Annotated in this window: 19 protein-coding genes; 13 read left to right on the top strand and 6 right to left on the bottom strand. The window is 39.6% G+C overall.

The genetic code is table 11. The annotated features are described in order from the left end of the window. Nucleotides 1-9: 9 nt before the first annotated feature. Both IM793_RS08400 and IM793_RS08405 read right to left on the bottom strand, forming a co-directional pair. Nucleotides 10-1,359 (bottom strand): paraquat-inducible protein A, encoded by a 1,350-nt coding sequence (locus IM793_RS08400; protein WP_193420568.1) that lies wholly within the window; start codon nucleotides 1,357-1,359, stop codon nucleotides 10-12. 12 nt (nucleotides 1,360-1,371) lie between these two features. Beyond that, the gene (locus IM793_RS08405; protein ID WP_227256180.1) at nucleotides 1,372-2,694 is read right to left on the bottom strand and encodes a paraquat-inducible protein A; all 1,323 of its coding nucleotides are present in this window, start codon (nucleotides 2,692-2,694) and stop codon (nucleotides 1,372-1,374) included. Between the two features lie 674 nt (nucleotides 2,695-3,368). Here IM793_RS08405 and IM793_RS08410 point away from each other — a divergent pair. From IM793_RS08410 to IM793_RS08420, 3 genes are all read left to right on the top strand, one after another. Next, the gene (locus IM793_RS08410) at nucleotides 3,369-4,922 is read left to right on the top strand and encodes a PAS domain-containing protein (protein ID WP_227256181.1); all 1,554 of its coding nucleotides are present in this window, start codon (nucleotides 3,369-3,371) and stop codon (nucleotides 4,920-4,922) included. Further along, nucleotides 4,915-5,277, top strand: a complete 363-nt coding sequence (locus IM793_RS08415) for a response regulator (protein WP_193420569.1) — start codon at nucleotides 4,915-4,917, stop codon at nucleotides 5,275-5,277. The genes IM793_RS08410 and IM793_RS08415 overlap by 8 nt, the downstream gene beginning before the upstream one ends. 426 nt (nucleotides 5,278-5,703) lie before the next feature. Further along, complete coding sequence (locus IM793_RS08420) at nucleotides 5,704-6,312, top strand: hypothetical protein (RefSeq protein WP_193420570.1); 609 nt, start codon at nucleotides 5,704-5,706, stop codon at nucleotides 6,310-6,312. On the opposite strand, the gene IM793_RS08425 is transcribed toward IM793_RS08420, so the two are convergent. Beyond that, on the bottom strand, nucleotides 6,309-6,782 hold the full coding sequence (locus IM793_RS08425) for an ankyrin repeat domain-containing protein (protein WP_193420571.1): 474 nt from the start codon (nucleotides 6,780-6,782) through the stop codon (nucleotides 6,309-6,311). The genes IM793_RS08420 and IM793_RS08425 overlap by 4 nt on opposite strands. 260 nt (nucleotides 6,783-7,042) lie before the next feature. After that, nucleotides 7,043-7,600 (bottom strand): ferritin-like domain-containing protein, encoded by a 558-nt coding sequence (locus tag IM793_RS08430; protein ID WP_193420572.1) that lies wholly within the window; start codon nucleotides 7,598-7,600, stop codon nucleotides 7,043-7,045. Nucleotides 7,601-7,951: 351 nt separating this feature from the next. Between IM793_RS08430 and IM793_RS08435 the strand changes: the two genes are divergently transcribed. From IM793_RS08435 to obgE, 8 genes are all read left to right on the top strand, one after another. After that, complete coding sequence (locus IM793_RS08435) at nucleotides 7,952-8,506, top strand: ferritin-like domain-containing protein (protein WP_193420573.1); 555 nt, start codon at nucleotides 7,952-7,954, stop codon at nucleotides 8,504-8,506. 13 nt (nucleotides 8,507-8,519) lie between these two features. Further along, the gene (locus tag IM793_RS08440) at nucleotides 8,520-10,712 is read left to right on the top strand and encodes a catalase (RefSeq protein ID WP_193420574.1); all 2,193 of its coding nucleotides are present in this window, start codon (nucleotides 8,520-8,522) and stop codon (nucleotides 10,710-10,712) included. Between the two features lie 258 nt (nucleotides 10,713-10,970). Then, on the top strand, nucleotides 10,971-11,162 hold the full coding sequence (locus IM793_RS08445; protein ID WP_193420575.1) for a hypothetical protein: 192 nt from the start codon (nucleotides 10,971-10,973) through the stop codon (nucleotides 11,160-11,162). Between the two features lie 195 nt (nucleotides 11,163-11,357). Further along, on the top strand, nucleotides 11,358-13,217 hold the full coding sequence (treZ, locus tag IM793_RS08450) for a malto-oligosyltrehalose trehalohydrolase (RefSeq protein ID WP_193420576.1): 1,860 nt from the start codon (nucleotides 11,358-11,360) through the stop codon (nucleotides 13,215-13,217). Continuing rightward, nucleotides 13,210-17,262, top strand: coding sequence for a malto-oligosyltrehalose synthase (gene treY, locus IM793_RS08455; protein WP_193420577.1), 4,053 nt, complete (start codon nucleotides 13,210-13,212; stop codon nucleotides 17,260-17,262). The genes treZ and treY overlap by 8 nt, the downstream gene beginning before the upstream one ends. 257 nt (nucleotides 17,263-17,519) lie before the next feature. Then, nucleotides 17,520-18,677 (top strand): zinc-dependent alcohol dehydrogenase, encoded by a 1,158-nt coding sequence (locus IM793_RS08460; RefSeq protein WP_193420578.1) that lies wholly within the window; start codon nucleotides 17,520-17,522, stop codon nucleotides 18,675-18,677. Between the two features lie 863 nt (nucleotides 18,678-19,540). Beyond that, complete coding sequence (locus IM793_RS08465) at nucleotides 19,541-20,116, top strand: adenylate kinase (RefSeq protein WP_121283653.1); 576 nt, start codon at nucleotides 19,541-19,543, stop codon at nucleotides 20,114-20,116. Between the two features lie 155 nt (nucleotides 20,117-20,271). Further along, entirely contained in the window at nucleotides 20,272-21,267 is a 996-nt protein-coding gene (obgE, locus tag IM793_RS08470; RefSeq protein WP_029277724.1) for a GTPase ObgE, read from the top strand. A gap of 74 nt (nucleotides 21,268-21,341) precedes the next feature. Here the strand turns inward: obgE and IM793_RS08475 are convergent, their stop codons facing one another. Together IM793_RS08475 and IM793_RS08480 are read right to left on the bottom strand one after the other, a co-directional pair. Continuing rightward, entirely contained in the window at nucleotides 21,342-22,091 is a 750-nt protein-coding gene (locus tag IM793_RS08475; RefSeq protein WP_193420579.1) for a YdcF family protein, read from the bottom strand. 101 nt (nucleotides 22,092-22,192) lie between these two features. Further along, nucleotides 22,193-22,558, bottom strand: a complete 366-nt coding sequence (locus IM793_RS08480; protein WP_132400671.1) for a YtxH domain-containing protein — start codon at nucleotides 22,556-22,558, stop codon at nucleotides 22,193-22,195. A 238-nt stretch (nucleotides 22,559-22,796) separates the two neighbouring features. Between IM793_RS08480 and IM793_RS08485 the strand changes: the two genes are divergently transcribed. Both IM793_RS08485 and IM793_RS08490 read left to right on the top strand, forming a co-directional pair. Further along, nucleotides 22,797-23,177: an OsmC family protein gene (locus tag IM793_RS08485; RefSeq protein ID WP_138818194.1), complete on the top strand. Its 381-nt coding sequence runs from the start codon at nucleotides 22,797-22,799 to the stop codon at nucleotides 23,175-23,177. A gap of 89 nt (nucleotides 23,178-23,266) precedes the next feature. Then, nucleotides 23,267-24,520 carry a DUF2130 domain-containing protein gene (locus IM793_RS08490; RefSeq protein ID WP_193420580.1) on the top strand — a complete coding sequence of 418 codons (1,254 nt, stop codon included), beginning with the start codon at nucleotides 23,267-23,269 and terminating at the stop codon, nucleotides 24,518-24,520. The last annotated feature ends 250 nt before the right edge of the window (nucleotides 24,521-24,770 follow it).

A 24,770-nucleotide genomic window follows, 5' to 3' on the forward strand; every position in this document is an offset into this window, starting at 1 on the left:
AAATCTCTGCTAATTGCAGGGACCATTTTGTTCATCTATGCGTTTGAGAATGGAAGATAAGATGATATTATAAGCTACATAAGCAACAAATATGAAGAAGCCCAACTGTAGTGCTGAGTTGTTTACGGTAACTACTTTTAAGGCCTCAGTATTGATATTAAGCCCTGATAACTGGCTTTTTAATATCCCGTTGAGACCAATATAGGTCATTGCTATCCCGACTACCATAACGTCAGCCATATCCCATTTGCCGAGATCAAATGCCAGAAATCGGATGAATTTCGAGTTGCCCAGTAATTCAGTACAAGATACCTGCAGCCCACGGGCAATAAGACGTAACAGCGGCAATATCACCACAAAGAGCATCAGCAGTACGCCAACCAATACCGCATCTGGTTTAGGCTGTTCTACCAATGTACCAATAATACCCAGTATACTCTGACTTTGGAAAAAGAGCACCTGATTGGTGAAAACAAGTTTTTCTCCAAGCAATGCAAATTCAAGAGTATGAATTCTGGCATCTACTTCAATAATAGGTGAAGATACACCTACTGCAAGTAAAATAAAGGCAAAAAGCAATGAGATCACAAAAAGGGTAACCTCACTATTTACCCGCTTGCGCAACATTAGCCAGAGCAGTAGGGCAATAATGATGCAGGCGGTCATACCTATTGCATATTGATAGCTTAACTCCTTAATCTGCTTAAGTTTTGAATTTACAGCTCTGTCAAAAGCAGCTGCATTGTTTACTTTATATTTTTGATAAATGTTATGCTCTACGGACGAGATGGTTTGATCGCTTAGGTCGTAAGTCTGTGCTTCCAGTTCATCAAGTTTACCTACTGCTACAGATTTTAACTTTTTCAGGCTTTTGGGGCTGGTTACTTTGGTAACAATGGTACGGGAGAAAGATGGAACCATCGCATGGATCTCTTTTACATCGACAAATGTATTGAAAGCAAGTTTTTTGAGTTTCGCTCCAAGCCCTTTCTGAGGCCTGGTAAATTCAGCCACAGCTTTATTAACCATACCGTGCAACTGTTTTTCAACTTCTTGCTGCATATCAGCTTTCTGGCTTTTAGTGAGGTTAAAGCCCTTTACCCGGCGATCAACTACTGCTGATATTTTATCTCCCCAACGGTCAACCGAAAATATACCAAAAGTGATGTTGTTCGAAAGACTATAATCTTCCTTAATGTGTTTCTGCTCATAGGCAAGTGCCCGGAAGCGGTATCCACAGTATGCTGCAGCCACTAACAACAGCGAAAGCGCTGCAATCAGGATAAAAGATGCTGATCCTGATCGACCTGGCTTAACCTGGTTATGGGTACTGATGTTATCTTTTTGCAATTCGCTCATTCATTTTCGGATTTAATGCACGTCGTGCGGAGTAATAGATTTAAGAATTGTCGAAAGGATCAATCCGTAAAGTACAAAACAGATAAAAATAATGTAGCCCGGTTGCAGGGCAGTGTTATTGGTCGTAAGGATAGTCAGCGAATCATTATTGATATTTAATGCCCGCAACTGGTTTTCAAGCAGTCCGTTAAGGCCAATGTATGCCATTAAAATAGCAATTACGATCACATCTGCCATGCTCCATTTTCCTGATTGAAAAGCAAAATACCGGATGATCCCGTTTTCTGCCCACCTTTTGCCACCCAACAGGTGCACACCTGTTGAAGTTAGCTTAACTACCGGGAACAGGATACTGAAAGCCAGGATCAATACACCAACCAGAACAGAATCTATTGCCGATTGGCTGATCAGGACCCGAACCACATCCATAATACTCTTGCTCTGGAAAAAGAGTACCTGGTCACTAAAAACAACGTGTTCTCCGAGTAAAACAAAATCTAAAGAGCGGATCCTGGCGTCAACCTCAATCATAGATGCAGTTAGGCCTACAGCTAAAATGATGAAGGCGAAAAGTAATGACATAATAAAAAGCGTGGTGTGCAAATCTGTGCGTTTGCGTAACAGCCACCAGAATGCAAGTACTGCAATCACGCAGCTTAACATGCCAAAACAGTAGTAGTAGGTTTGTTGCCGAATGTTGCTTAATGTACTGCTAAGTTTTTGGTTTAGCTGTTGATTAGAAGATACGTTATAGCGGTGATAAATTTTTTTCATTATGGCATTGTTGGCAACAAATGCCGTATCCTGGCTTTCCTCTTTTGCTATTTCATTAAACTGGCCCAAAGCCATTCGGCCCAGTTGCTTTTTATTTTTTGGATTATCTATTTCTGCAATAATTTTCCTTGCAAATTCGGGTACCTGCGCACGGATACTATCAGAATTGACAAAATTTTTAATAGCAAACTTTTGGATCTTGCCACTAATGGTTTTTTTGGGTTTGTTTACCAGGGCTTCTGCCTTATCAATAAGTGCCAGCAATACCTGCTCAACTTCACCCTGTAGTATCTTTTTTTGTTTGCTGGTTATTTTAAGTCCGGAAACCTGGTGGTGAACAATGTCGGCTACTTTATCTTTCCATTGCTGTACAGAAAACAGCCCATAGGTAATGTTATTTACCCTGGAATAATCATGTTTAATCTGTTCCTGTTTTTCCGATAATTCATGCAGCCTGAAACCAAAAAAGCCTTCGGCCACAAGCAGTACGCCTAATGCAAGGATCAGCAAAATGCGGTAAATAAGCTTTCCTTCTGCAGGTTTGTTGATTATTTTTTCCAATCTGTGCGTTATAATAGTGATTACATCTCCCCGAAAGGAACTATTTGCAGATAAACATTAATTTTTGGAAAAATGTTTTAGCCCTTTTTAAGCCAGCATAAAAAGATTATTTATGGCTAACTATATGGCTTTCAGTTTTGCAGGGCAAGCCACCAGATCAATGCCATTAAGTAAGGAATAAATCGTGAAAAGATGTCACCCTGAGCATAGTAGAAGGGTATTTATTTGCGATTTATCAATCTCAAGAAGTCTTCGACTAAGCTCAGACTGACGATCTCGGTGTTTAACTTAGGCTGCCGGGATTACCGGCAGCCGGATCGATTTTCAACTAACCGATTTTATAGTCATTGTAGGTAGATGTGGGTTTTTAACAGATGTAGTTTCCGAATTGTTTTGAAAAAAATTATTTTAGCAGGATATTTTAAGCTAATTGTATTTCAGAATGCCACAAAACCAAGCGAGTGTAGGAGAAAACATTCTTGGTTTATCTATTTTTATCCCGCAGATATGATCTCAAACAGTCTCCCATATTTTAGCAATATCACCGCATTTTAGTTGTAAAGAAAAAAACAAAATATCGTTTAATGGGTTATTACATGGATTTAATTTCATTAAGCGTGATTAAATCATTATTTAAAATATAAGTAAGATCCTCACATTTTTATACTGATCAATTGGAAACATCAAATAATCGAAAATTCGAACTTTCAGGAAATGCAGGCGCATCTAATTTCCAGCTGATGACCATGGCATTAGATGCCTCTATTTCTGGTATTATTATAACCGATCATACCCAGCCAGACAACCCAATTATCTATTGCAATAAGGCCTTTGAAAATATTACAGGATATTCAAGGAAGGAGATTATAGGTCATAACTGCCGGTTTCTGCAGGCGCAAGACCGAAACCAAAAAGAAAGGGCGATTTTAGCCAAGTGTATTACCGAGGGTGAAGAATGCCGGGTAGAAATCAGAAACTATAAAAAGAATGGAGACCTGTTCTGGAACGAACTCTATATGTCGCCGGTTAAAAATCCGGATGGCGAGGTAACCCATTTTATTGGTGTTCAGAATGATATAACCTGGAGAAAAAATGCGGAGCAAGATCTGCGGCAGCAGAACTTGGTAATGGAAAAGAGGATCAAGGAACGCACAAAGGAACTTCGCGAAAGTGAAGCATTTTTTTCGAGTATTATTGAAACAGTACGCGAGGGGCTTTTAGTGCTCGATCCTGATTTTAATGTACTGAGTGCAAACTATCATTTTCTGAGGACCTTTAAGGTAAGTAAGGAAGAAACAGTAGGTCGTCAGTTATATGATTTAGGTAACCATCAGTGGGATATCCCAAAGCTCCGCGATTTGCTCGTTAAAATCCTGCCAACCAATAACCCTGTTGTAGATTTTGAGGTTGAGCATGATTTTCCACATATTGGAAGGAAATTAATGCTCCTGAATGCATACCGGGTAGAATTTGAAGGACAATTTAAAGATCAGATCTTACTGGCTATTGAAGATATTACCGAAAAGCGTGAGGTGGAAACCAGAAAGGATGATTTTTTATCTATCGCCAGTCACGAACTACGCACGCCGCTAACTACCATAAAAGGTTATGTGCAGCTGTTGGAACGCGCTATGCCAGAAAATGCCAGTGAGAAATTTTTGTCGACTTTTGGTAAAGTATCTGTGTATGTAGAACGGTTAAACTCGCTAATTAGTGAGTTGCTCGACGTTTCGCGTATCCAAAGTGGTAATATGGAACTGCACATGGCGAAATTCGATTTCGATGTTATGATTGCAGAAGCCGTTGAGGGTATGCGCGCTACAGTTCCTGGTCACCAAATTGTACTGAATGGCCAAACCAGGGCAAACGTAATGGCTGATGAGTCGCATATTGCCCAGGTAGTGAGCAACCTTTTGTCAAATGCCATCAAATATGCGCCTGATTCTGATAAAATTGAAGTGAATATTGCCAATGTAAGTGATTACGTAAAGGTATCAGTAAAGGATTTTGGACTGGGAATGAGTCCTGAAGACAGGAAAAAAGTTTTTGAACGGTTTTACCGGGGAGTAGAAATCCAGAAGAAATTTCCAGGTATGGGAATAGGTCTTTATATCTGCGACCAGATTATTAAAAACCATAATGGTACCCTTTGGGTAGATAGCGAAATAGGCAAAGGTTCTATATTTAGTTTTACTTTACCTAAGGCAGGAAAGGAACCGAATGGATAAAAAGAAAATTATAATCTGCGATGATGATGAAGGGATTATTGATGTGTTGGAAATGATTCTGGAGGAAGTAGGACATACGGTAATTTCGGTAAACGATAGTTTAAAGGTACAGTCGGTTATAGATCAGGAACAACCAGATTTATTGATCCTTGACTTGTGGATGCCTAGACTTTCAGGGCAGGACGTATTGAGGCAATTAAGAAGCCATTCAGGCCATGATGATCTTAAGGTTATTGTAATTTCAGCCAGTAGGGATGGAGAACAGATCGCAATGGCTGCGGATGCAGATCAATTTATTGCCAAACCTTTCGATTTGAACAATATTTTAGATTCGGTTAATGCCCTGCTTAATTAGAAGAGATTAGCATTGTTTTGGTTTTATATTCTTCTGGTTTGCAAAGTAAATTCTGCGGTATTTATAGGATGATAATAGAATTAATAGTTTCACAAGTATATAAAGTATATCTCACAGGCGGCAGATAAAGATCCCATAGGCAGTTGCCAGATGATCCACTAAAGCAGATTGTCCGATACCAGCCTTAGCCCCATAAATATGTTTGTTTCTGTTTCGTATTTCATTTTCAAAGCAGTTGATAAATTAAGAGCCTGTTATCAAATGTAAAAATTTGCAGGACTTCTTTTTAACCGCTTACGCTATTCTGGATGTTATTTCAACTATGTTTCTTGTAAATTTTATTGGCTATTTCACACCTGGTCTTATCATGTTTTAATAAATAATCAAACCATGTGCAAGAACAGATGGTTCTATAGAGAAAAGACAATGAAAAAATTAAAGAATAATCTGGTTCCCGAACAGGTTATCGGAAGCCAGATGGATGTGGTTGAAGAACGTGAGTTAAGCAGCCACAGTCAGGCTCAGGAATTTTTCTCAGCAGCTACAAAACGATTACTTGCAGTAAATGAATGGGGTGAAATCGCCGGACTTTCAGACTTTAAGATTTTTGCGCCTGATGGAAAAGAAGTGATGCGATCAGCTCAGGAGGGAGATTTTATTAGCATTGATATCCCTGGGCCAGGTCCTGTATCAGGAGGTGGGTATGATTGGGTGAAGATTGAAGAAATCGGAAGCCAGCATGACGGTGATCAGGAAATGATCAGTATGCGTGTCCGGCCATGTCCTTCACCATTTAATCAAGATGAACAGACTGCTCATTTTTTAAAAGACCATGCCACTTCTACCTTTACTATCCGCAGAGATAGAATTACGGTATGGGCAGAAGAACATGGCAGGAACGAGGAGGCGAACACGGATGAAGGAAATTTAATCGATAGGACACGGAATCTTATTGTTGGTTTTAGTGCAAAGCTGGGTTTATCCTATCCTCAATGGAAATTACTGGTAAAAGGACTGCTTGATGGCAGACCTTAATTTTGTAAAATTGCGAGTCCTTCTTCATTACCCTGCATGGCTGCAAGCTCTGCGGCACGCTGTCCGCGGATATCGGTAAGCGAAGGATCTGCACCTTTTTCAAGTAAGAGTTTCAGCAGGTCGTTCCTGCCGAACATGGCTGCAAACATAAGCGCGGTTCCGCCATTTCCATGTTGGAGATCTAATTTTGCACCCCTGGCAATCAGCAGTTCTGCAATGGGCAGATAGCCCTTAAAGCAAACCCCCATCAGCGCGGTATTGCCGCCATAGTCTGCAGCATCTATATCTGCTCCTGCATCTAAGAGGATCTCTGCACTTGATAAACGATTATTATAACAGGCGATGATTAACGGGGTATAACCTTTCTCGTCTCTGGCATTAACGTTGGCTCCCCTTTTGATAAGCTCTTTTAATACTTCTGTTTCTCCCTGTCTTGCTGCGGGTATTATCAATAGGTCTAAATTTTCCATGTAAATATAACTGTGCTTGTAGAGAAAAGGTTTTCACTATGTCATTCTGGTTTTTATTATGTCATTCTGAATGCAATGAAGAATCTTTCTCTTTTTGGTCGTAATTTCAACAATTATTTCAATTAGTGTTTTAGTTGCACAAGTAGTTAATTCTGCTGAAGTATCTTTTTGCAAAAAAAGACCCTGAAATAAATTCAGGGTGACGACCAGGAAAATAAAACAGAATAAACGAAAAAAGGCTCCGAAGAGCCTTTTTTCGTTTATTCTGTTACTGCTTCCGCATTAACTGCGTTAACCGCAATCTCGGTTAGGGCTACATCTGTTGCCTTTTCATTTTCGAGCGTTTGCGTAAGGAGTTCAGCTACATCATTGTGGCCAATATTCTCTGCAAATACCCTTAAAGTTCCGTAGGTTGCAATTTCATAATGCTCAACTTTTTGAGCAGCCAGGATAAGTCCGGCATCGCGAATCATGGTACCTTTATCAGTATCAGCGATAATTCCGTCTGCCTCTTCCAGTAAACCGGCCATGGCATCACATTTTTTTGCAGTCGCTTTTTCGCCTAAAAGGCTAAATACTTCTTCAAGGGTACTGATATGTTGCTCAGTTTCCTGGGTATGCTTTTCAAAAGCGGCTGCCAGTTCCGGGCTAGTAGCAGCCTTCTTCATTTTCGGCAGTGCTTTAACAAGGTGCTTTTCTGCCCAATAAATATCTTTTAACTCATCTACAAAAAAATCATGGAATTCTGAATTCTCAATTTTTCCTGTTTTACCTGTAGATTTTGCGGTTTTCTTTGCCGGTGTTTTTGTAGTTGCCATAATTATATTTTTAATAGGTTCTTAATTATAGAACAGGATAAAATTGTGGAAGGTTTTGAGTTTTTTACTTGTTTGTATTTTTCGATACTAAAACCTTTTATTATTTCTTTCTGACCAACGGAGTTCCTCTAAAATTTTTCATTAAAATTGGACTCATCACTAAATTTTAATGAAGCTCACGGTATCAGCTCGGTAGGTATTTCCCAGTTTTTGAAGTGAAGGTTAGGCGGGTAGCTATCTTTTATTAAAACACGTATTAAAACGCGGATAAATTTCGGAAACTAAATAGCAAAATATAGGGTTCTAATAGATGATGGTCAACGACGAAACATCTTAAACATAAAACATACCATGAAAAAACAAGACAACGGCAGTAAACCAAAACTTAGCGCTAAAGATACGGTAGCGGCTTCTCCGGCCTTGAAAGAGCTTTTTAAAGATGGAATAAGTGATCTTTATTGGGCTGAGAATCATTTGGTTAAGAATTTACCTAAAATGATTTCTAGTGCAACATCACCAGTGCTCAAAGGCGCAATTGAATCACATCTCACTGAAACTAAAGGGCATGTGGCCAGACTTGAAAAGGTATTTGAACTCCTTGGAGAAAAACCCATAGCAAAAAAATGTGATGCGATGGAAGGATTGAGTAAAGAGGGGGAAAGTATCATTGAAGAAACAGAGGCTGGAACAGCGACCCGGGATGTGGGCATTATATTAGCCAGCCAAAAAGTAGAACACTACGAAATTGCTTCTTACAGCGGGCTTTTCCAATTGGCAACAACACTGGGTTTAACAGAAATTGCAGATTTACTTGAACAAACACTTGCAGAAGAAAAACTTGCCGACGTAAAGCTTAATGATATTGCTCAGAATGAAATTAACTATAAAGCAGCTGAAGAGGCTTAAGAAAGGGAAAAAAATGGCAAAAAAAACAACAGTAAAAGATACCAGTCCGATAAAACAGGACAATGATAAAACAGCAAAACTTGAAGCCTTTGTTGCAGATTCTACCGGTAAAAAACTCACCACCAATCATGGAGTCAAAATAAATGATGATCAGAATTCGCTTAAAGCTGGCGATCGCGGTGCAACATTGTTAGAAGATTTTATATTACGGGAAAAGATAACCCATTTCGACCATGAGCGGATACCTGAGCGTGTTGTACATGCAAGGGGTTCCGGAGCGCATGGCGTATTCAAGGTTTATGAGGATATGTCTGAAATTACAAGGGCGGCTTTCCTTTGTGATCCGGGTGTAGAAACGCCTGTTTTTGTTAGGTTTTCAACTGTAGCAGGATCAAGAGGTTCTACCGATCTTGCCCGTGATGTTCGGGGGTTTGCAGTAAAATTTTACACTCAGGAAGGTAATTTTGACCTGGTAGGGAACAATATGCCTGTATTTTTTATTCAGGATGCGGTTAAATTCCCTGATTTGGTGCATGCTGTAAAGCCAGAGCCAGACAATGAAATGCCCCAGGCTGCATCTGCTCATGATACTTTTTGGGATTTCATTTCCTTTATGCCCGAATCTGCCCATATGATTATGTGGTTAATGAGCGACAGGGCTATTCCAAGAAGCTACCGGATGATGGAAGGTTTTGGGGTACATACTTTCCGCTTTGTTAATGCAGCGGGAGTGGCAAGTTTTGTGAAATTTCACTGGAAACCACTGCTGGGCGTACATTCGGTTGCATGGGATGAAGCACAGAATATTTCTGGAAAAGACCCCGACTTTCATAGAAGGGATCTTTGGGATGCAATAGAAGCGGGTGCCTTTCCGGAGTGGGAACTTGGTGTTCAGATTGTTGCAGAAGAAGATGAATTTAAGTTTGGCTTCGACTTATTGGATCCGACAAAATTAATCCCTGAAGAGCTGGTTCCGGTGCAACGCATTGGGAAAATGACTTTAAACCGCAATCCCGATAATTTTTTCGCAGAAACTGAACAGGTTGCTTTTCATGTCGGGCATGTTGTTCCTGGAATAGATTTTACCAACGACCCGCTTTTACAGGGAAGGTTGTTTTCTTATACCGATACACAGCTGATCAGACTAGGCGGACCAAATTTTCACGAGATTCCGATTAACAGACCTGTTGTTCCTGTAAATAATAACCAGCGCGATGGCTACATGCGTCAAACCATAAACCGCGGGAAGACCAGTTATGGTCCTAATGGAATAGCTGCAAACGATCCACAACAGGCTACAGCTGCAGATGGCGGTTTTGTAAGTTATAACGAACGTATTGATGCGAAGAAGATCCGTGCAAGAAGCAGGAGCTTTTTCGATCACTTTTCACAGGCGTGGTTATTTTTTAACAGTCAGTCTGATGCCGAAAAAAACCACCTTACAGATGCTTTAAGCTTTGAGCTGGGCAAGGTAAAAACGGTTGCGGTAAGGGAACGCATGCTTGGCTTACTCAACCATGTCGACAAAGGACTTGCTGCAGCAGTAGCCTATGCCCTTGGGCTTCACGTTCCCGTTATTCCTTTACAAGAACTTAATGGTGGTATACCTGCAGATGCTGATCCTGCTGATTATAGCCCCGAACAGAAAGAAGGTGAGCTTGCAAAATCGGATGCATTAAGTATGTCTGGAACACTTAAGGATACCATTGCTACCAGAAAAATAGCCATACTTGCGGCAGATGGGGTTGATGGTAAATCGCTCAGTCAAGTTAAGGATGCGCTTATTGCTCAAGGTGCAGTTGTGCACATTATAGCGCCAAAACTGGGTGCTATCATTTCACAGGAAGATCAGGAAATCGAAGTAGATGAGAGTTTCCTTACGGCTGCCTCGGTACTTTACGATGCCGTTTATCTTCCGGGAGGAACAAATAGTTCTGCTACATTAGAAGCAGAAGCTAATGCGGTACATTTTCTGAACGAGGCCTTCAAGCACTGTAAGGCAATAGCTGCTGATTCAACAGCAATACAAGTTTTGGAGGCGACGTATTTCTATAAAAAACTTCCGGATGAATATTCGCAGGAAACTGTTCTGCGTGAGGGGATAATGGTTTCAGACGATCTTTCTTCATTAGTAGAACTGTTTATCAGGATGATTGCCCAACACAGATTTTGGGACCGGGAAGTGCCGAGAAAAATTCCGGCATAGCATGCCGTTTAATTTTAGAACAATATAATTTAAACATTATTTCAACCAGGTAATTATTCAGCCTGGTTGTTTTTTTAAAATAAAACCAAACTGCCAAAGGTTTTACTGGTTCTATAATAGCGAGGCATTTTATTCCTGTCCCATGATGATGCAGCTCGTTTGCAGAGTACTTATACCCTTTGCGGGTGAGTACATAACACATTACATATAAGGGTAGAATTCATCTGCCCGCTAATATCATTTAACAACTTTAAAGTTATGGAAAATAAAAGAAAAGAAATCGAAAAGCAGAACGAAGATAAAATAGGAGTTATCCCGGTATCGCAGATAAAGGGGAGCGATGCCGACACTATTCAACAGGATGATAATGCTGCAAATAAACTGGCTGAACAGGCAGCAAAATCTGATTCGGATATTGATGAGCAGACTGGCAAAAGCAATACTGACTAAACAGACTATTATTTATAATGGCTTGATTAACCTGGAAAATTCGTCGTCATCTCGACCGGAGCAACGCGGAGTGGAGAGATCTTTGGACCTGCAGATGAAGTTTTAGATGGTTTAGTTTTCTTGAACTTTGGGAATGAGCTTGCTGCCTCCAAAACTATTGGCTTATGTTTTTTGTTTTTTTTCTAAAGTGCTTTAATGGAAATCGATATACGAAAGAGAAATATTGGATTAAATTTTAATGAAAACGGAGAAGCTGAAATCAGGCTTTGGGCACCACTAGCTTCACAAGTTTCTGTTTTAAATAGAGATGACGAACTCACTTTAGCGCTGGTTGATGAGGGTTATGGTTACTGGTATTTACAAACAGACCAGCTCAAAGCACGTGATCAATATGCCTTTAAAATTAATCCTTTAACCGGTGGAGAAAAACTTGATCGTGCAGATCCAGCGTCTTTATTTCAGGAAGAAGGACCTCAAGGGTACTCTACGGCATTTGACGTAAATGCTTTTCAATGGACGGATGCTGACTGGAAAGGAGTAGACCTGAATGATCTCATCATCTATGAGCTTCATACCGGAACCTTCACATCAGATGGAGATTTTGCCTCAATTGAAACTAAACTCGATTATCTTGTTGAACTCGGCATTACAGCTATAGAGATTATGCCGGTTGCACAATTTTCGGGCAACAGAAACTGGGGTTACGATGGCGTATTTCCCTTTGCTGTGCAAAATAGTTATGGCGGACCACTGGCCCTACAGCATTTGGTTAATGCCTGTCATGCTAAAGGTTTGGCCGTAATTTTAGACGTTGTTTATAACCACGTAGGACCTGAAGGGAACTACTTCTCCGATTTTGGTGAATATTTTACCGATAAATACCACACCCCCTGGGGAAAGGCCATTAATTTTGATGATGCAGGCTCTGATGCCGTACGTGATTTCTTTATCGAAAATGCCTTAATGTGGTTCAGGGATTTTCATATCGATGCCCTTAGATTGGATGCGGTACATGCAATTAAAGATTTCAGTACCGTTCATATTCTGGCGGAGATTAAAACGTATACCGAAAAACTTTCCCAATTTACGGGCAGGGCATACCAATTGATCGTTGAGCTTGATTTAAATGACGAACGTTATATCCGGCCTCAAAGCGAATACGGTTATGGAATGGATGCCCAGTGGGTCGATGAGTTTCATCATGCACTCCGGGTTTGTACCGGGCAGGTAAAAGAAGGATATTATTCCGATTTTAATGGCATAGCAGATCTGGCCAAATCCTATCGGGATGCCTATGTGTACACCGGACAGTACTCTACACATCGGCAGCGCAAATTTGGAATGCCTGTACACCAAGCTTCAGGCGCTAAATTTGTCGTTTTTTCACAAAACCACGATCAGGTGGGTAACCGTATGCTGGGCGAAAGAAGCAGTACCCTGGTTAGTTTTGAAATGTTAAAGGTGATGGCTGCGGCAGTCTTTTGCAGTCCGTTTTTACCCCTAATATTTATGGGCGAAGAATGGGCAGAAACCAATCCTTTCCAGTTTTTTGTGAGCCATAGTGATGAGGAGCTGGTAGAGGCAGTAAGGAAAGGAAGAAAGGCAGAATTTGCTGCTTTCCATAATGATGGTGTTACACCTGATCCCCAGGCAGTCTCTACTTTCGAACGTTCTAAACTCGACTGGGAAAAAATCACTGAATCAAACCACCAGATCATGCTCAGTTATTATAAAACTTTGATCGCATTGCGGAAACAACACACCGTACTCGCTAACCTGGATCGTAAAAGTGTGGATGCGGAAGCCTTTTCTGAAAAAAACTGCCTGGTGGTAAAACGCTGGAAAGGTAGCGAAGAAATCATTGCCTTTTTCAATTTTTCTAAACAAATACAAACCCTATCCATTGATCCGGCATTTCAACATGCCCCGGTGCTGTTAGATTCTGCTTTAATAAAGTGGAACGGTCCAGGCCAGGAATCAAACAATATATCTGCTGAAGGCCAGATTACTTTATTTTCCGAATCAATTCTTATTCTTTACAAAACAGATGTATAAACCAACTTCTACCTATCGGATCCAGTTTCATAAAAATTTCAATCTTAAATCCCTCGATCATATCATTCCGTATCTGATAGAGCTGGGGATCTGCACAATATACGCTTCACCAATTTTTGAGGCTATGCCCGGAAGCACACACGGTTATGACGTGGTAAATCCCCTTAAAATCAATCCAGAGATCGGTACCGAGGCCGAATTGATAAAAGTTTCTAAAAAGTTAAAAGCTGCTGGCATCAGCTGGCTCCAGGATATTGTTCCCAACCATATGGCTTTTCATCCAGATAATATGTGGTTAATGGATATACTGGAAAAAGGAAATGAATCTGATTTTGTACATTTTTTTGATATTGATCTGCAAAAAGGAGATGGACGTTTGATGGTTCCTTTTTTAGGTGAGGATCTTGAAGTAGCAATTGCAGAGCAGAAATTAAAGGTACTCGAGATTAAAGGCAAATACTACTTAAGTTACGGCGATTCCAATTGGCCGGTAAATGCGGAAACAGCCAGTACCATTTCCACACAGGACCTTAATAAAATAAATAGGGATACTACTGCTTTAACGAGAATTGTCCAAAATCAGCATTATCGCTTGTGCAACTGGCAGGAAACCGATTATAATATTAACTATCGCAGGTTTTTTACTGTCAACGCCCTGGTCTGCCTCAATATGCAACATCAGGAAACATTCGATCTTTATCACCATTACATTTTTGAATTGATTGATAAAGGAGTTTTCCAGGGTTTGCGGATTGATCATGTTGATGGCTTGTATGATCCTAAGGAATATTTGCAACGGCTTCGGAAAGCTGTGGGTAAAGATATTTATATCGTCGTAGAAAAAATTCTCGAAAGCGGTGAAGAGTTACCTAAAAACTGGAAAGTGCAGGGAAGTACTGGCTACGATTTTTTGGCAATGGTAAACAACCTTTTTACAAACAAAGAAGCAGAAAAACCCTTTAATAAACTTTATCAGGAAGTAACAGGTAAAAAACTCGATCCATCCAGTCTGATTTACGAAAAGAAAAGTAACATCTTGTTTAAGCACATGCAGGGCGAACTTGATAATTTGTTTGAAATCTTTTTGGCACTTAAACTAGCAGATTTTTCGATCGTTAAGCAAGCTGATCTTAAAAGGGCACTTGCCGAAATGCTTATCGCTATGCCTGTATACCGATATTACAACTATCGCTTTCCGCTGGCAGAGGCTGAATCACTTCATATTCAAAATCTGCTTACACCCATTCTCCGTGATAAAAAGCTGGCTAAAGCAGGAGAGTTGTTGAACAAAATTTTTCTTGAAACTCCAAAAAAGGCAAACAGCAACTACAACAAAAAGTTGAGTCGTTTTTTTCAGCGTTGTATGCAGTTTACAGGTCCGCTAATGGCCAAAGGGGTAGAAGATACTGCCATGTTTACCTATAACCGTTTTATAGGCCATGCCGAAGTAGGCGATGCGCCTGATGCCTTTGGAATGGCAGTGCAGGAGTTTCATAATGAAATGCATAAACGCCAACAAGACTGGCCATTTAGCATCAATGGAAGTTCCACTCACGACACCAAAAAAGGAGAAGATGTTAGGGCAAGATTAAATGTACTTAGCGATCTTCCGGATGAGTGGTCTCAATTGGTACAGCAACTCAAAAAAACTTTCGAATCCTTAAAAAAACAGCATGCGTCTTTTAATCTATTACATGATAATGATGTTTATTTAGTCCTGCAGACCATTATTGGCGCTTTGCCCTTTCGTGAAGATGATGATCATGAAATCGAAAACCGTTTGGCACAGTTTATTGTAAAAGCATTACGGGAATCGAAAAAGCGATCAGACTGGGCAAATCCAGATGAAAATTACGAGGAAAAACTCACCGAATTTTCGCTGGCTATTTTAACTGAAAAGCAGGAAAGTAATAGTTTAATCAGAAATTTTTTAAAACGCATCTCCGATTTTGCAGCCATCAATAGTTTAGCTCAGCTTACCCTGAAATTCACTTGTCCGGGCATCCCGGATATCTATCAGGGAACGGAATTGTGGGATTTAAGTCTTGTTGATCCAGATAACAGAAGACCTGTTAATTATGACGATAGGACGGATCTGATGGCAGCATTTGATGTGCCTGCTAATTTTAAAAAGCTTTGGGAAGACAGGTTTTCGGGAAAGATCAAAATGTGGCTAACTAAAACTTTGCTGAAGATCAGAAAATCTGAGTCCGAAGTTTTTGAACGTGGAGCGTACCTTCCTTTACAGGTTCAGGGTAAATATAGCCAGCATATTTGTGCTTTTGCAAGGCAATATAAACAACAATGGCTAATTACCGTCGTTCCTTTAGGTTTTGCTAAATGCTGTAAAGTTCAGGATGTAGCGGCTGATAATTTTAATTGGGAAGATACCCAGGTGTTGTTGCCAAATGAGGCACCTCTTGGCTGGCAAAACTTGCTGACGGGGAAAAAGGAGTACAAAGATCCCCTAAACGAAGGTATCCTGATCAGCCAATTGTTTAACCACATTCAGTTGGCGGTAATTAAGTTGATTCCAGATAATAACCCGCGTTCCGCTGGTGTGCTTATGCATATTAGTGCTTTGCCATCCCGTTTTGGCATTGGCGATTTAGGCCCCGGCGCCTATAATTTTGTAGATTTTCTTGCTGCATCACGTCAGCGGTTCTGGCAGGTTTTACCGATTAATCCAACTAAAAAAGAAACTGGGTATTCGCCCTATTCCAGCAACTCTTCCATGGCCGGAAATATGATGCTGATTAGTCCTGAGCGCTTATTTGAACAAGACCTTTTAAGTAAAAGTGATTTGAACGCCTGTATGTTAGCAGAAGCAGGGCCTGTAGATTTCGAAAAAGTAGAAGAAATGAAACAGCGAACTTTAAATAAGGCCTATCAATCGTTTAAAATTAAAGGTAACGAAAACCTGGTAAATAAATTTAATCTGTTTTGCAAAAATGAGCAAAGTTGGTTAGCTGATTTTTCACTTTATACTTGCATAAAGCAATATTTTAAGGGTAAAGAATGGTTTAACTGGCCAGAAAAATTTAAATTAAAGGATGCCCAAACCATCATTAAATTTGAAAAAAGCAATCAGTCTGAAATTGAAGAAATAAAATGGAACCAGTTTGTTTTTTATCACCAATGGTACAGGTTAAAAAAATATGCAAATGCGAAAGGCATAGGCCTGATTGGCGATCTCCCATTTTACCTCGATTATGATTCCGTTGAAATATGGGCGCAGCGTGAAAATTTTTTACTGGATAAAAACGGAAACAGAACGGAGGTTGCTGCCGTTCCTCCTGATTATTTTAACGAAAAGGGGCAGCTCTGGGGCATGCCGATATACAACTGGGAAAAGATGAAAGCGGATGATTTTAAATGGTGGGAAAACCGGTTAAAGAAAACCCAACAGCTTTACAATCTCCTCCGTTTAGATCATTTTAGGGCTTTTTCTACTTATTGGCAGGTTGATGCCAGTAATGAAGATGCCGTAGATGGTACATGGAAGCCTGGAGCGGGTGCCATATTTTTTAAAACAATGGAAAGGAAATTGGGCAAACTACCATTTATTGCCGAAGATCTGGGTGAAATTTCAGCGGATGTAGAGCAGTTGAGAAAACAATTCCGATTGCCTGGAATGAAAGTACTGCAATTTGCTTTTGGCGAAGATTTAGCCGGATCAGTGCATATTCCACATCAGTTCGACTCAACAGATTGCATTGTTTACACAGGAACACATGATAACAATACCACTCTGGGCTGGTTTAAAAATGAAACAGATGCAAACCTTAGACAACGGCTTTCGAAGTATGTAGGTGCAGCGGTGAATGAAAATAATATCAATGCCATCCTGATCAAACTCTGTTACGCTTCAATTGCCAAAATTGCCATTATCCCTATGCAGGATATTCTGCAATTAGATGAAACTGCCCGGATGAATATACCCGGTAAGGCAACAGGCAATTGGTCATGGAGGGCAAATAAGCAATTTATAGAGGAGAAAACGATAAAGTGGCTGAAAGCAGAAACCGAACTTTATGGGCGCTAAAAGCTTCAGAAAAGTTGATTCCATTCAACTAGCGCGGTCAATTTTATTGCGTAAAATCATTCTTGGTAACTGCTATTTAATGTGTTGTTTATTGCCAATCAAACCAGAATAAGCATGATGTGGGTGATTATTAAACCAGGATTGAATGTTTTTAAAAATGAAAATTACCTAAACCATAGCTGATTTTTCATTGTTGATTATTTAACACCACCGATGATTTACCAAAGTTTAAACATCAATATCTTAAAATCAATACTATGAAAGCAGCAGTATTTCACAAACCTGGCGATATCCGGGTAGACAATGTTCCCGATCCGGAAATTCTGGATCCAAGGGATGTAATTCTGAAAGTCACCTCAACTGCCATCTGCGGTTCCGATCTCCACATCTTAAGCGGTGCAGTTCCACAAAAAGAACCATTGGTTATGGGGCATGAATTTATGGGGATTGTAGAAGAAGTTGGTGCTTCCATTACCAATCTTAAGCGTGGCGACCGTGTAGTGGTTCCTTTTCCCATTTCTTGCGGTAAATGTTTTTTTTGTACACATGAGGCATCTCCGGCATGCGAAAATTCTAATTTTAAAAACTACGGCCCTAATGGGGATATGATGAGTCAAAAAGGTGGCGCATTATTTGGTTATACCGATCTGTATGGCGGATATTCGGGCGGGCAGGCACAATATGTACGGGTACCTTATGCAGATATCAGTCCGCGGATTATTCCGGCGCATTTAAGTGATGAGCAGGCACTTTTTCTGACCGATATTTTTCCTACAGGCTGGTCGGCTATTGACTGGGCACAGCTTAAAGGAGGAGAGGTGGTGGCCATTTTTGGATCAGGGCCTGTGGGTTTAATGGCCCAGAAAGCAGCGTGGATTAATGGAGCGAGCCGGGTAATTGCGATCGATCCCCTTGATTACAGATTGGAAAAGGCAAAAGCTGTAAACAATGTCGACATCCTCAATCCACATAAAGTTGATGTTGTAGCAGCCATCAGGGAAATGACTGGTGGACGGGGAGCAGATGTATGTGTTGATGCAGTTGGCTTTGAACCTGAACGTAGCTTTATGGATAAGGTTAAGGCAACGATAAATTTTGAAAAAGGATCAATCAAAGTCCTCGAGATGTGTTTTGAGGCTGTCCGGAGGATGGGAACCGTATCTATTATGGGCGTTTATGGATCTCCTTATGATAATTTTCCGCTTTTTAGGATATTCGACAAAGGCATTACCATTAAACAGGGGCAGGCACCGGTACTCAACTATATTGATAAGCTGATTGGGCTTGTAGATGAGGGTAAAGTAGTGCTGGACGATATTATAACCCATACACTTCCTCTCGAAGATGCCGCACGTGGCTACAAAATTTTTGATGAGAAGGAAGAAGACTGCGTTAAGGTCGTTCTAAAGCCTTAATATATAATGAAACCTGAAAGGCTGTATCATAAAATAAAATTATCACCTGAGTGAGCTTGTACTGAGTAGTCGAAGTGAAGGGCCTGATTTAGGTGCCTTACCAGGCGTTTTAACAGGTTCAATATGACAAATTAGATTGAATTACAATTTATGATACAGCCTCATTTTTTATCCTTTTTTATTCTGCTGTTTGTTTAACTGCTGTTCTCAGTATGCTGCCAATCAACTAATAAAAAGGCTTTTCGAATAAACAGAGAGCCATGAAGATTCGACTTGCTTTTTGTACTCATCTTTTTTTTCGAGACACCTCAAGCCGGTAGGTTATGGATTTGTTTTTTGCTGGTTGCTGTTTACATCCTATGAAATGGCTGTGCCTGAACACAATTATCATAGAACGGTATCTATATTTTGCCTAAAAAATTATCTTAATGATGCAATTGTCTATTTGGTTTGGATTCTACTGTATTTATACGTCATATAAGTTTACTTAAATTTAGGATTCATTGATTGGGATTGTCTTTTTTATATTGATGGGTCTATATAACTTCAAAATTGTTTCAAACATTTAAATTCTTATGAAAATTTAAAAAGAATCTTTTGGTTATGTGACTTAGTATTTGATGAAAATTCTGTCAAATATAAAAATGGCACGAGATTCTTCTTAGAATAAGGTAAATGTCATTAAAATAGCCCTTTTCTAAATAAATTACTAATTTTAAATGGCATCTAAATTAATAATTATATATTTGCAGCCTTGAAAGTAAGCAATGTCTAGTCCTATTATTCAGTGATTTGATTATTACTTATAACTGAGCCATAGGAATAAGGCTTTTTAATTTTTGAAGACAACCTAAACAACTTGAATGCTTAATTTAGTTCTCTTTGGCCCTCCAGGGGCGGGTAAAGGCACCCAATCTGAAAAACTGATTGCAAAATATCAGTTGGTACACGTTTCAACAGGCGATCTTTTTAGAGCACACGTTAAAGGAGAAACCGAATTAGGAAAAAAAGTGAGTCAATTGTTAGCTGACGGGGAATTGGTTCCTGATGCCATTACAATTGCCATGCTTGAAGAAGAGGTAGATAAAAATCCTGATGCTAAGGGATTTGTGTTTGATGGATTTCCGCGTACTGTTCCGCAAGCAATTGAGCTTGATTTATTTTTAGAGCGTAAAGGCAGTAAAATTGCTGGTGTTATTGCTTTAGATGTTGATCAGGACGAGTTAACAAAACGTATTGCTGAGCGTCATAAAACCAGCGGTCGTCCAGATGATGATGCTGAAAAACTGAAAAAGCGAATTTCAGAATACTTTGACAAAACGATCCATGTATTGCCTTATTATGAAGAGCAGGGAAAGTTGAATAAAGTAAATGGAATTGGTGAAATAGAAACAGTATACAATGATCTTTGCGCTGTAATTGATCAGTATAAAGTATAAGTTCAGGTAGCAGTATAAAGGAAAGGCGTTAATTAATTCCCGATCCGTTATTCAAAAACATAAAAGGAGTTATAATGTTAAAACATTATAACTCTTTAATTTTAAAGGCGTTGTCATTTCAACGTTCCAATAGTAAAACATTTCAATATTAAAATATGTCACAGGGTTCGAATTTCGTAGATTATGTAAAAATTTGTTGCCGTTCTGGTAAGGGTGGGGCAGGTTCGGCACATTTACATCGTGATATTTTAACGTCAATGGGTGGTCCTGATGGTGGTGATGGCGGTCGTGGCGGCCACATTATCGTTAAAGGCAGTATTCATATCTGGACATTGTTACACCTTAAATACCGTAAGCATATCATCGCGGAAGATGGTGGTGCTGGTGGTAGTTCCCATAAATTCGGTAAACAAGGTAAGGATGAAATCTTAGAGGTTCCGCTTGGAACCATTGCCAAAGATGCTGAAACCGGAGAAATCCTTTTTGAGATAACTAAAGATGGCGAAACTAAGATTTTAACGGCTGGTGGCCGTGGAGGTTTGGGTAATGCGCATTTTAAAAATTCTGTTCAACAAACACCACGCTTTGCACAACCAGGTGAGCAGGGACAGGAGGTTTGGAACATTTTAGAATTAAAAGTTTTAGCCGATGTTGGCCTCGTTGGTTTCCCAAATGCAGGAAAATCAACCTTACTTTCTGTGGTTTCGGCAGCTAAGCCAGAAATAGCCGATTATCCTTTTACTACCATCGTTCCTAATCTGGGTATTGTAAGTTACAGAGGTGGAAAATCTTTTGTAATGGCCGATATCCCTGGAATTATCGAAGGCGCATCAAAGGGTAAAGGATTAGGATACCGTTTCCTGCGTCATATCGAGCGTAATTCGGTGCTGTTATTTATGGTTCCGGCCGATACAAGTCGCTCAATTAAGGAAGAATACGAAATTCTTAAGAGCGAATTAGAATCTTACAATCCTGAATTAATGCAAAAGCCACATGTTTTAGCCATTACCAAATCGGATATGTTAGATGAAGAACTGATGGAAGAAATGAAGCAGGATTTGCCAAATATCCCGTCGATATTTATCTCATCAGTAGCTGAAAAAAATATTTTAGAGCTGAAAGATATGCTTTGGAAAGCGATTGAAGGATAAGGCAGTTCATTAGTTCAATGGTCAGTTGCTCATTAATTTCTACTGCTGACTAAAGAATCTTACTATTAACAAAACTAGGCTCTAAAACGGTCTACCGCTAATCCAATCCATTCTTTAAATAACAATTCCCATGTTGTTAAAGCCGTAGCGTTTGGAATAATTAAATTGCCCAATTCAAATTCGGTATTTCCCATAAAATGGGTCGGATAATATTCAATTTTACGCTTAGCTTGTTTATCAAAAATTAGTTTTGCCCTTGGGATGTGCCATGCACTGGTAATGACCAGAATTTTAGCATTTGGGTTGTTTTTAGTAATGAGTGCCATGCTGTACCTGGCATTTTCGACGGTATTTCTGCTTCGCTTTTCAATCAGGATTGCAGCATCGGGAATGCCGATCAGTTTTAAGTATTTAAAGGCTAAATCAGCTTCTTTTACTTGTGAGTCTATTATATTGGCGTTTCCGCCACTAATTAATATCTGCTTAATATATCCTTTTTTATAAAGTGCAATTGCCTGGAACAATCTATCTCCTGCCCCATTAAAAGCAATTTCATTATTTCGCTTATTTAAACCCGAGAAACCTCCCATTACGATGCCAACATCGTATTTTTGGGATTTTGGATAGTCGCCTGATACGTAAGCGTTTACTATTTTGCCAGCAATAAAACCATTGGAGAAAAAGAAAAAGATAATCAAGGTATATAATAAATACCTTTTCCTTTGTTTAGGTTGCTTAGATGCAAATGCAAAAATCAAAAGCACGCAAATCCAAACTATCGGTTTAATGAGGAAAAGCAGAATCTTCGAGAGGATAAAAATCATATGGAGATATTATCCCGTAAAACTAAGAAATTGTTTATAGGTAAAAAGGATTGCATGGATTAATTAATCCATGCAAATGACACATTGATCTCTTTATAACGTTATCCTTGTCCTTCCTGTACCTGACCATTTTCATGGGCATTTTCCAGAATCTCTTTCACATCTGATTTACGTTTTTTAGCAACCGTGTGTTTAAAGTGAGGCACTTCATGTTCAACAATGTCTTCTTCAATGGCTTCTACGCCAAAAACTTTCTCTTTTAACAGGTTATATTTATCTTGGAAGCCATAACGCAGGTTTTTGGCCCCGCCGGCAATTTTTCCACGCGTACCTGCACCGCTATCCGGAGCAAATAAAATACTAATTACTGCGCCAGCTGCTAAACCAGCCACTAAGGCAAGAGCTATTTTTGCACTGTTATCCGATTCGTGCTTTAAATATTTTCCGATTAACTTTCTGTATTTCATATAGTAGTGTTTTTTAAAAGCAACAATTAGCACGTTATAATGTTTCATGTTTTTTGAATTGGAATTAGCATCGTTCTTAATGCCTAACAACAAGGAGTAACTCCTGAATGAAATTAAGAATTATTGCAAATGACGGAATTGCCACTGCTGTAAATTCCAACATCTGTTTAAAAAAGACCAGACTTTTACCTAAGTTTAAAGTTAAAGCACAATATTTGAAATACTAAAAACAATTTACATGGTAAAAGCAACAATAAATAAAGAACATTATGCCTGTTCGGTAACCAATGGTTCTCATGATATTATAGTAGACGAACCTTTGGAGTTAGGAGGAACACATAAAGGTTTTGCCCCCAAAGGATTATTAATGGCCTCTTTAGCCTCGTGTGTAGCGATCACTTTAAGGATGTATGCCGATAGAAAAGAATGGCCTATTGATAAAATCGAGGTGGAAGTAAATATTGATACCGAAAACGGTGAAACAATATTTTTGGAAGAAATTACCTGTACTGGCGTGCTTACCGAAGAACAGAAAATCAGACTGGAAGAAATTGCAACAAAATGCCCTGTCAGTAAAATCCTTGCCGCTGGTCATGAAATCAGATCAAAAGTGCTTTAAGGTATGATGGTGCAAAACTCCTTTACAGATTCATAAAAAGCTTTAATATCTTTGTAATCCACAGTATTTACTGCGGTAAAAAATAATGTATGCCTACCGAAATAAAATGTCCCAATTGTGCCCATGTTTTTCCGATGGAAGAAGCCATGGCCGAAGATTATAAGAAAGAGTTACGTGAGAAAGCGGCTGCTTATGCAAGGCAGAAAGATGAAGAATATCAGCGTAAGCTACAGGTTTTCGAGTCAGAAAAACAGCAGCAGCTGAAAGCTTTTGAGGCTAAACTTAACGAAGAGAAGACCAAGTTTAAGGATAGCTTGGAGGAGAATCTGCGTAAAAGTATTTCGGCCGATTTCGAAACCAAACTGCAAATGCTGGAAGGTAATGCGAAAGATAATGCCGAAAAATTAAAGCTGGCCCGTGAAAAAGAACTGGAGTTTTTACGTCGCGAGGAAAGCCTTAAAGTAAAGGAAGAAGAAATGGAACTTGCTTTTCAACGTAAAATGCAAGAACAGCGTAATGAGTTGGTAGAACAGATTCGTAAACAAGAGGCAGAAAAGAATAGCATTAAAGATACTGAACATCAATTGCGTTTAAAGGAATTGGAAAAACAGCTCGACGATCAGAAAAAACTGGCCGAAGAGATGAAACGTAAAGCCGAGCAGGGTAGTATGCAATTGCAGGGCGAAGTGCAGGAATTGATCCTGGAAGAACTGCTCCGTGTTAATTATCCTTTTGATTTAATTGAAGAAGTTGGTAAAGGTGTACGTGGGGCAGATTGTGTACAGGTGGTGCGTAATCAATTTGGACAGGAATGTGGTAAAATTATTTACGAAAGCAAACGTACCAAAGATTTTGGCGGAGACTGGATCGAAAAACTGAAGAAAGATATGCGCAGCATGGGCATTGATGTTGCCGTAATTGTGAGTCAATGTTATCCGAAGGGAATGGACTGTTTCGGACAACGTGATGGGGTTTGGATCTGTTCTTTTGAAGAAGTAAATGCCGTAGCCTATGTATTGCGTGAAGGTATTTTACGTTTGGCAGGCGCAGTGAAATCGCAGGAAAACCGTGGTGAAAAAATGCATATGTTATACGATTACTTAATGGGTGCAGAGTTTTCTGAACAATGGAAAGCCATCAGGGAGGGTTTTATGAGCATGAAACTATCCATACAGCGCGAACGCGATGCGATGGAACGTTTATGGAAAGCACGCGAAAAACAATTGGAGAAAGTATTGTTAAACGCCACCCATATCCGTGGTTCTATAGAAGGAATCGCAGGTAGCGATAGTGTGCAATTGAGTTTAACCGACGATGACGATGATACTTTGCTTTTAGAGTAACTCACAGCACTTCATCCCGTCGTTCATCATCCTGAGGGTTAATTTATTTCATAAAAATCAATATAAATGACAGTATTATCTAGGCGTAAAAATCCCTTGAGTTAACGTCATTTCGAGCGGAGTGCAACGCAGTCGAGAACCCGAAGGCTCTGCGAAGCAAAATCTAACTAAATAGATTTCTCCATTTCGCTGCGCTACATCCGATTGCTATCAGATCGAGATGACGACCTTTCTATTGGTGTCCTGTCAA

It is taken from the genome of Pedobacter sp. MR2016-19 (assembly GCF_014947265.1).
Taxonomy (GTDB): Bacteria; Bacteroidota; Bacteroidia; order Sphingobacteriales; family Sphingobacteriaceae; genus Pedobacter.

Bases quoted from the DNA above. Each gene is read 5' to 3' on its own strand.
- IM793_RS08400 (WP_193420568.1), bottom strand. From the start codon at position 1,359: ATGAGCGAATTGCAAAAAGATAACATCAGTACCCATAACCAGGTTAAG.
- IM793_RS08415 (WP_193420569.1), top strand. From the start codon at position 4,915: ATGGATAAAAAGAAAATTATAATCTGCGATGATGATGAAGGGATTATT.
- IM793_RS08420 (WP_193420570.1), top strand. From the start codon at position 5,704: ATGAAAAAATTAAAGAATAATCTGGTTCCCGAACAGGTTATCGGAAGC.
- IM793_RS08425 (WP_193420571.1), bottom strand. From the start codon at position 6,782: ATGGAAAATTTAGACCTATTGATAATACCCGCAGCAAGACAGGGAGAA.
- IM793_RS08430 (WP_193420572.1), bottom strand. From the start codon at position 7,600: ATGGCAACTACAAAAACACCGGCAAAGAAAACCGCAAAATCTACAGGT.
- IM793_RS08435 (WP_193420573.1), top strand. From the start codon at position 7,952: ATGAAAAAACAAGACAACGGCAGTAAACCAAAACTTAGCGCTAAAGAT.
- IM793_RS08440 (WP_193420574.1), top strand. From the start codon at position 8,520: ATGGCAAAAAAAACAACAGTAAAAGATACCAGTCCGATAAAACAGGAC.
- IM793_RS08445 (WP_193420575.1), top strand. From the start codon at position 10,971: ATGGAAAATAAAAGAAAAGAAATCGAAAAGCAGAACGAAGATAAAATA.
- treZ (WP_193420576.1), top strand. From the start codon at position 11,358: ATGGAAATCGATATACGAAAGAGAAATATTGGATTAAATTTTAATGAA.
- treY (WP_193420577.1), top strand. From the start codon at position 13,210: ATGTATAAACCAACTTCTACCTATCGGATCCAGTTTCATAAAAATTTC.
- IM793_RS08460 (WP_193420578.1), top strand. From the start codon at position 17,520: ATGAAAGCAGCAGTATTTCACAAACCTGGCGATATCCGGGTAGACAAT.
- IM793_RS08465 (WP_121283653.1), top strand. From the start codon at position 19,541: ATGCTTAATTTAGTTCTCTTTGGCCCTCCAGGGGCGGGTAAAGGCACC.
- obgE (WP_029277724.1), top strand. From the start codon at position 20,272: ATGTCACAGGGTTCGAATTTCGTAGATTATGTAAAAATTTGTTGCCGT.
- IM793_RS08475 (WP_193420579.1), bottom strand. From the start codon at position 22,091: ATGATTTTTATCCTCTCGAAGATTCTGCTTTTCCTCATTAAACCGATA.
- IM793_RS08480 (WP_132400671.1), bottom strand. From the start codon at position 22,558: ATGAAATACAGAAAGTTAATCGGAAAATATTTAAAGCACGAATCGGAT.
- IM793_RS08485 (WP_138818194.1), top strand. From the start codon at position 22,797: ATGGTAAAAGCAACAATAAATAAAGAACATTATGCCTGTTCGGTAACC.
- IM793_RS08490 (WP_193420580.1), top strand. From the start codon at position 23,267: ATGCCTACCGAAATAAAATGTCCCAATTGTGCCCATGTTTTTCCGATG.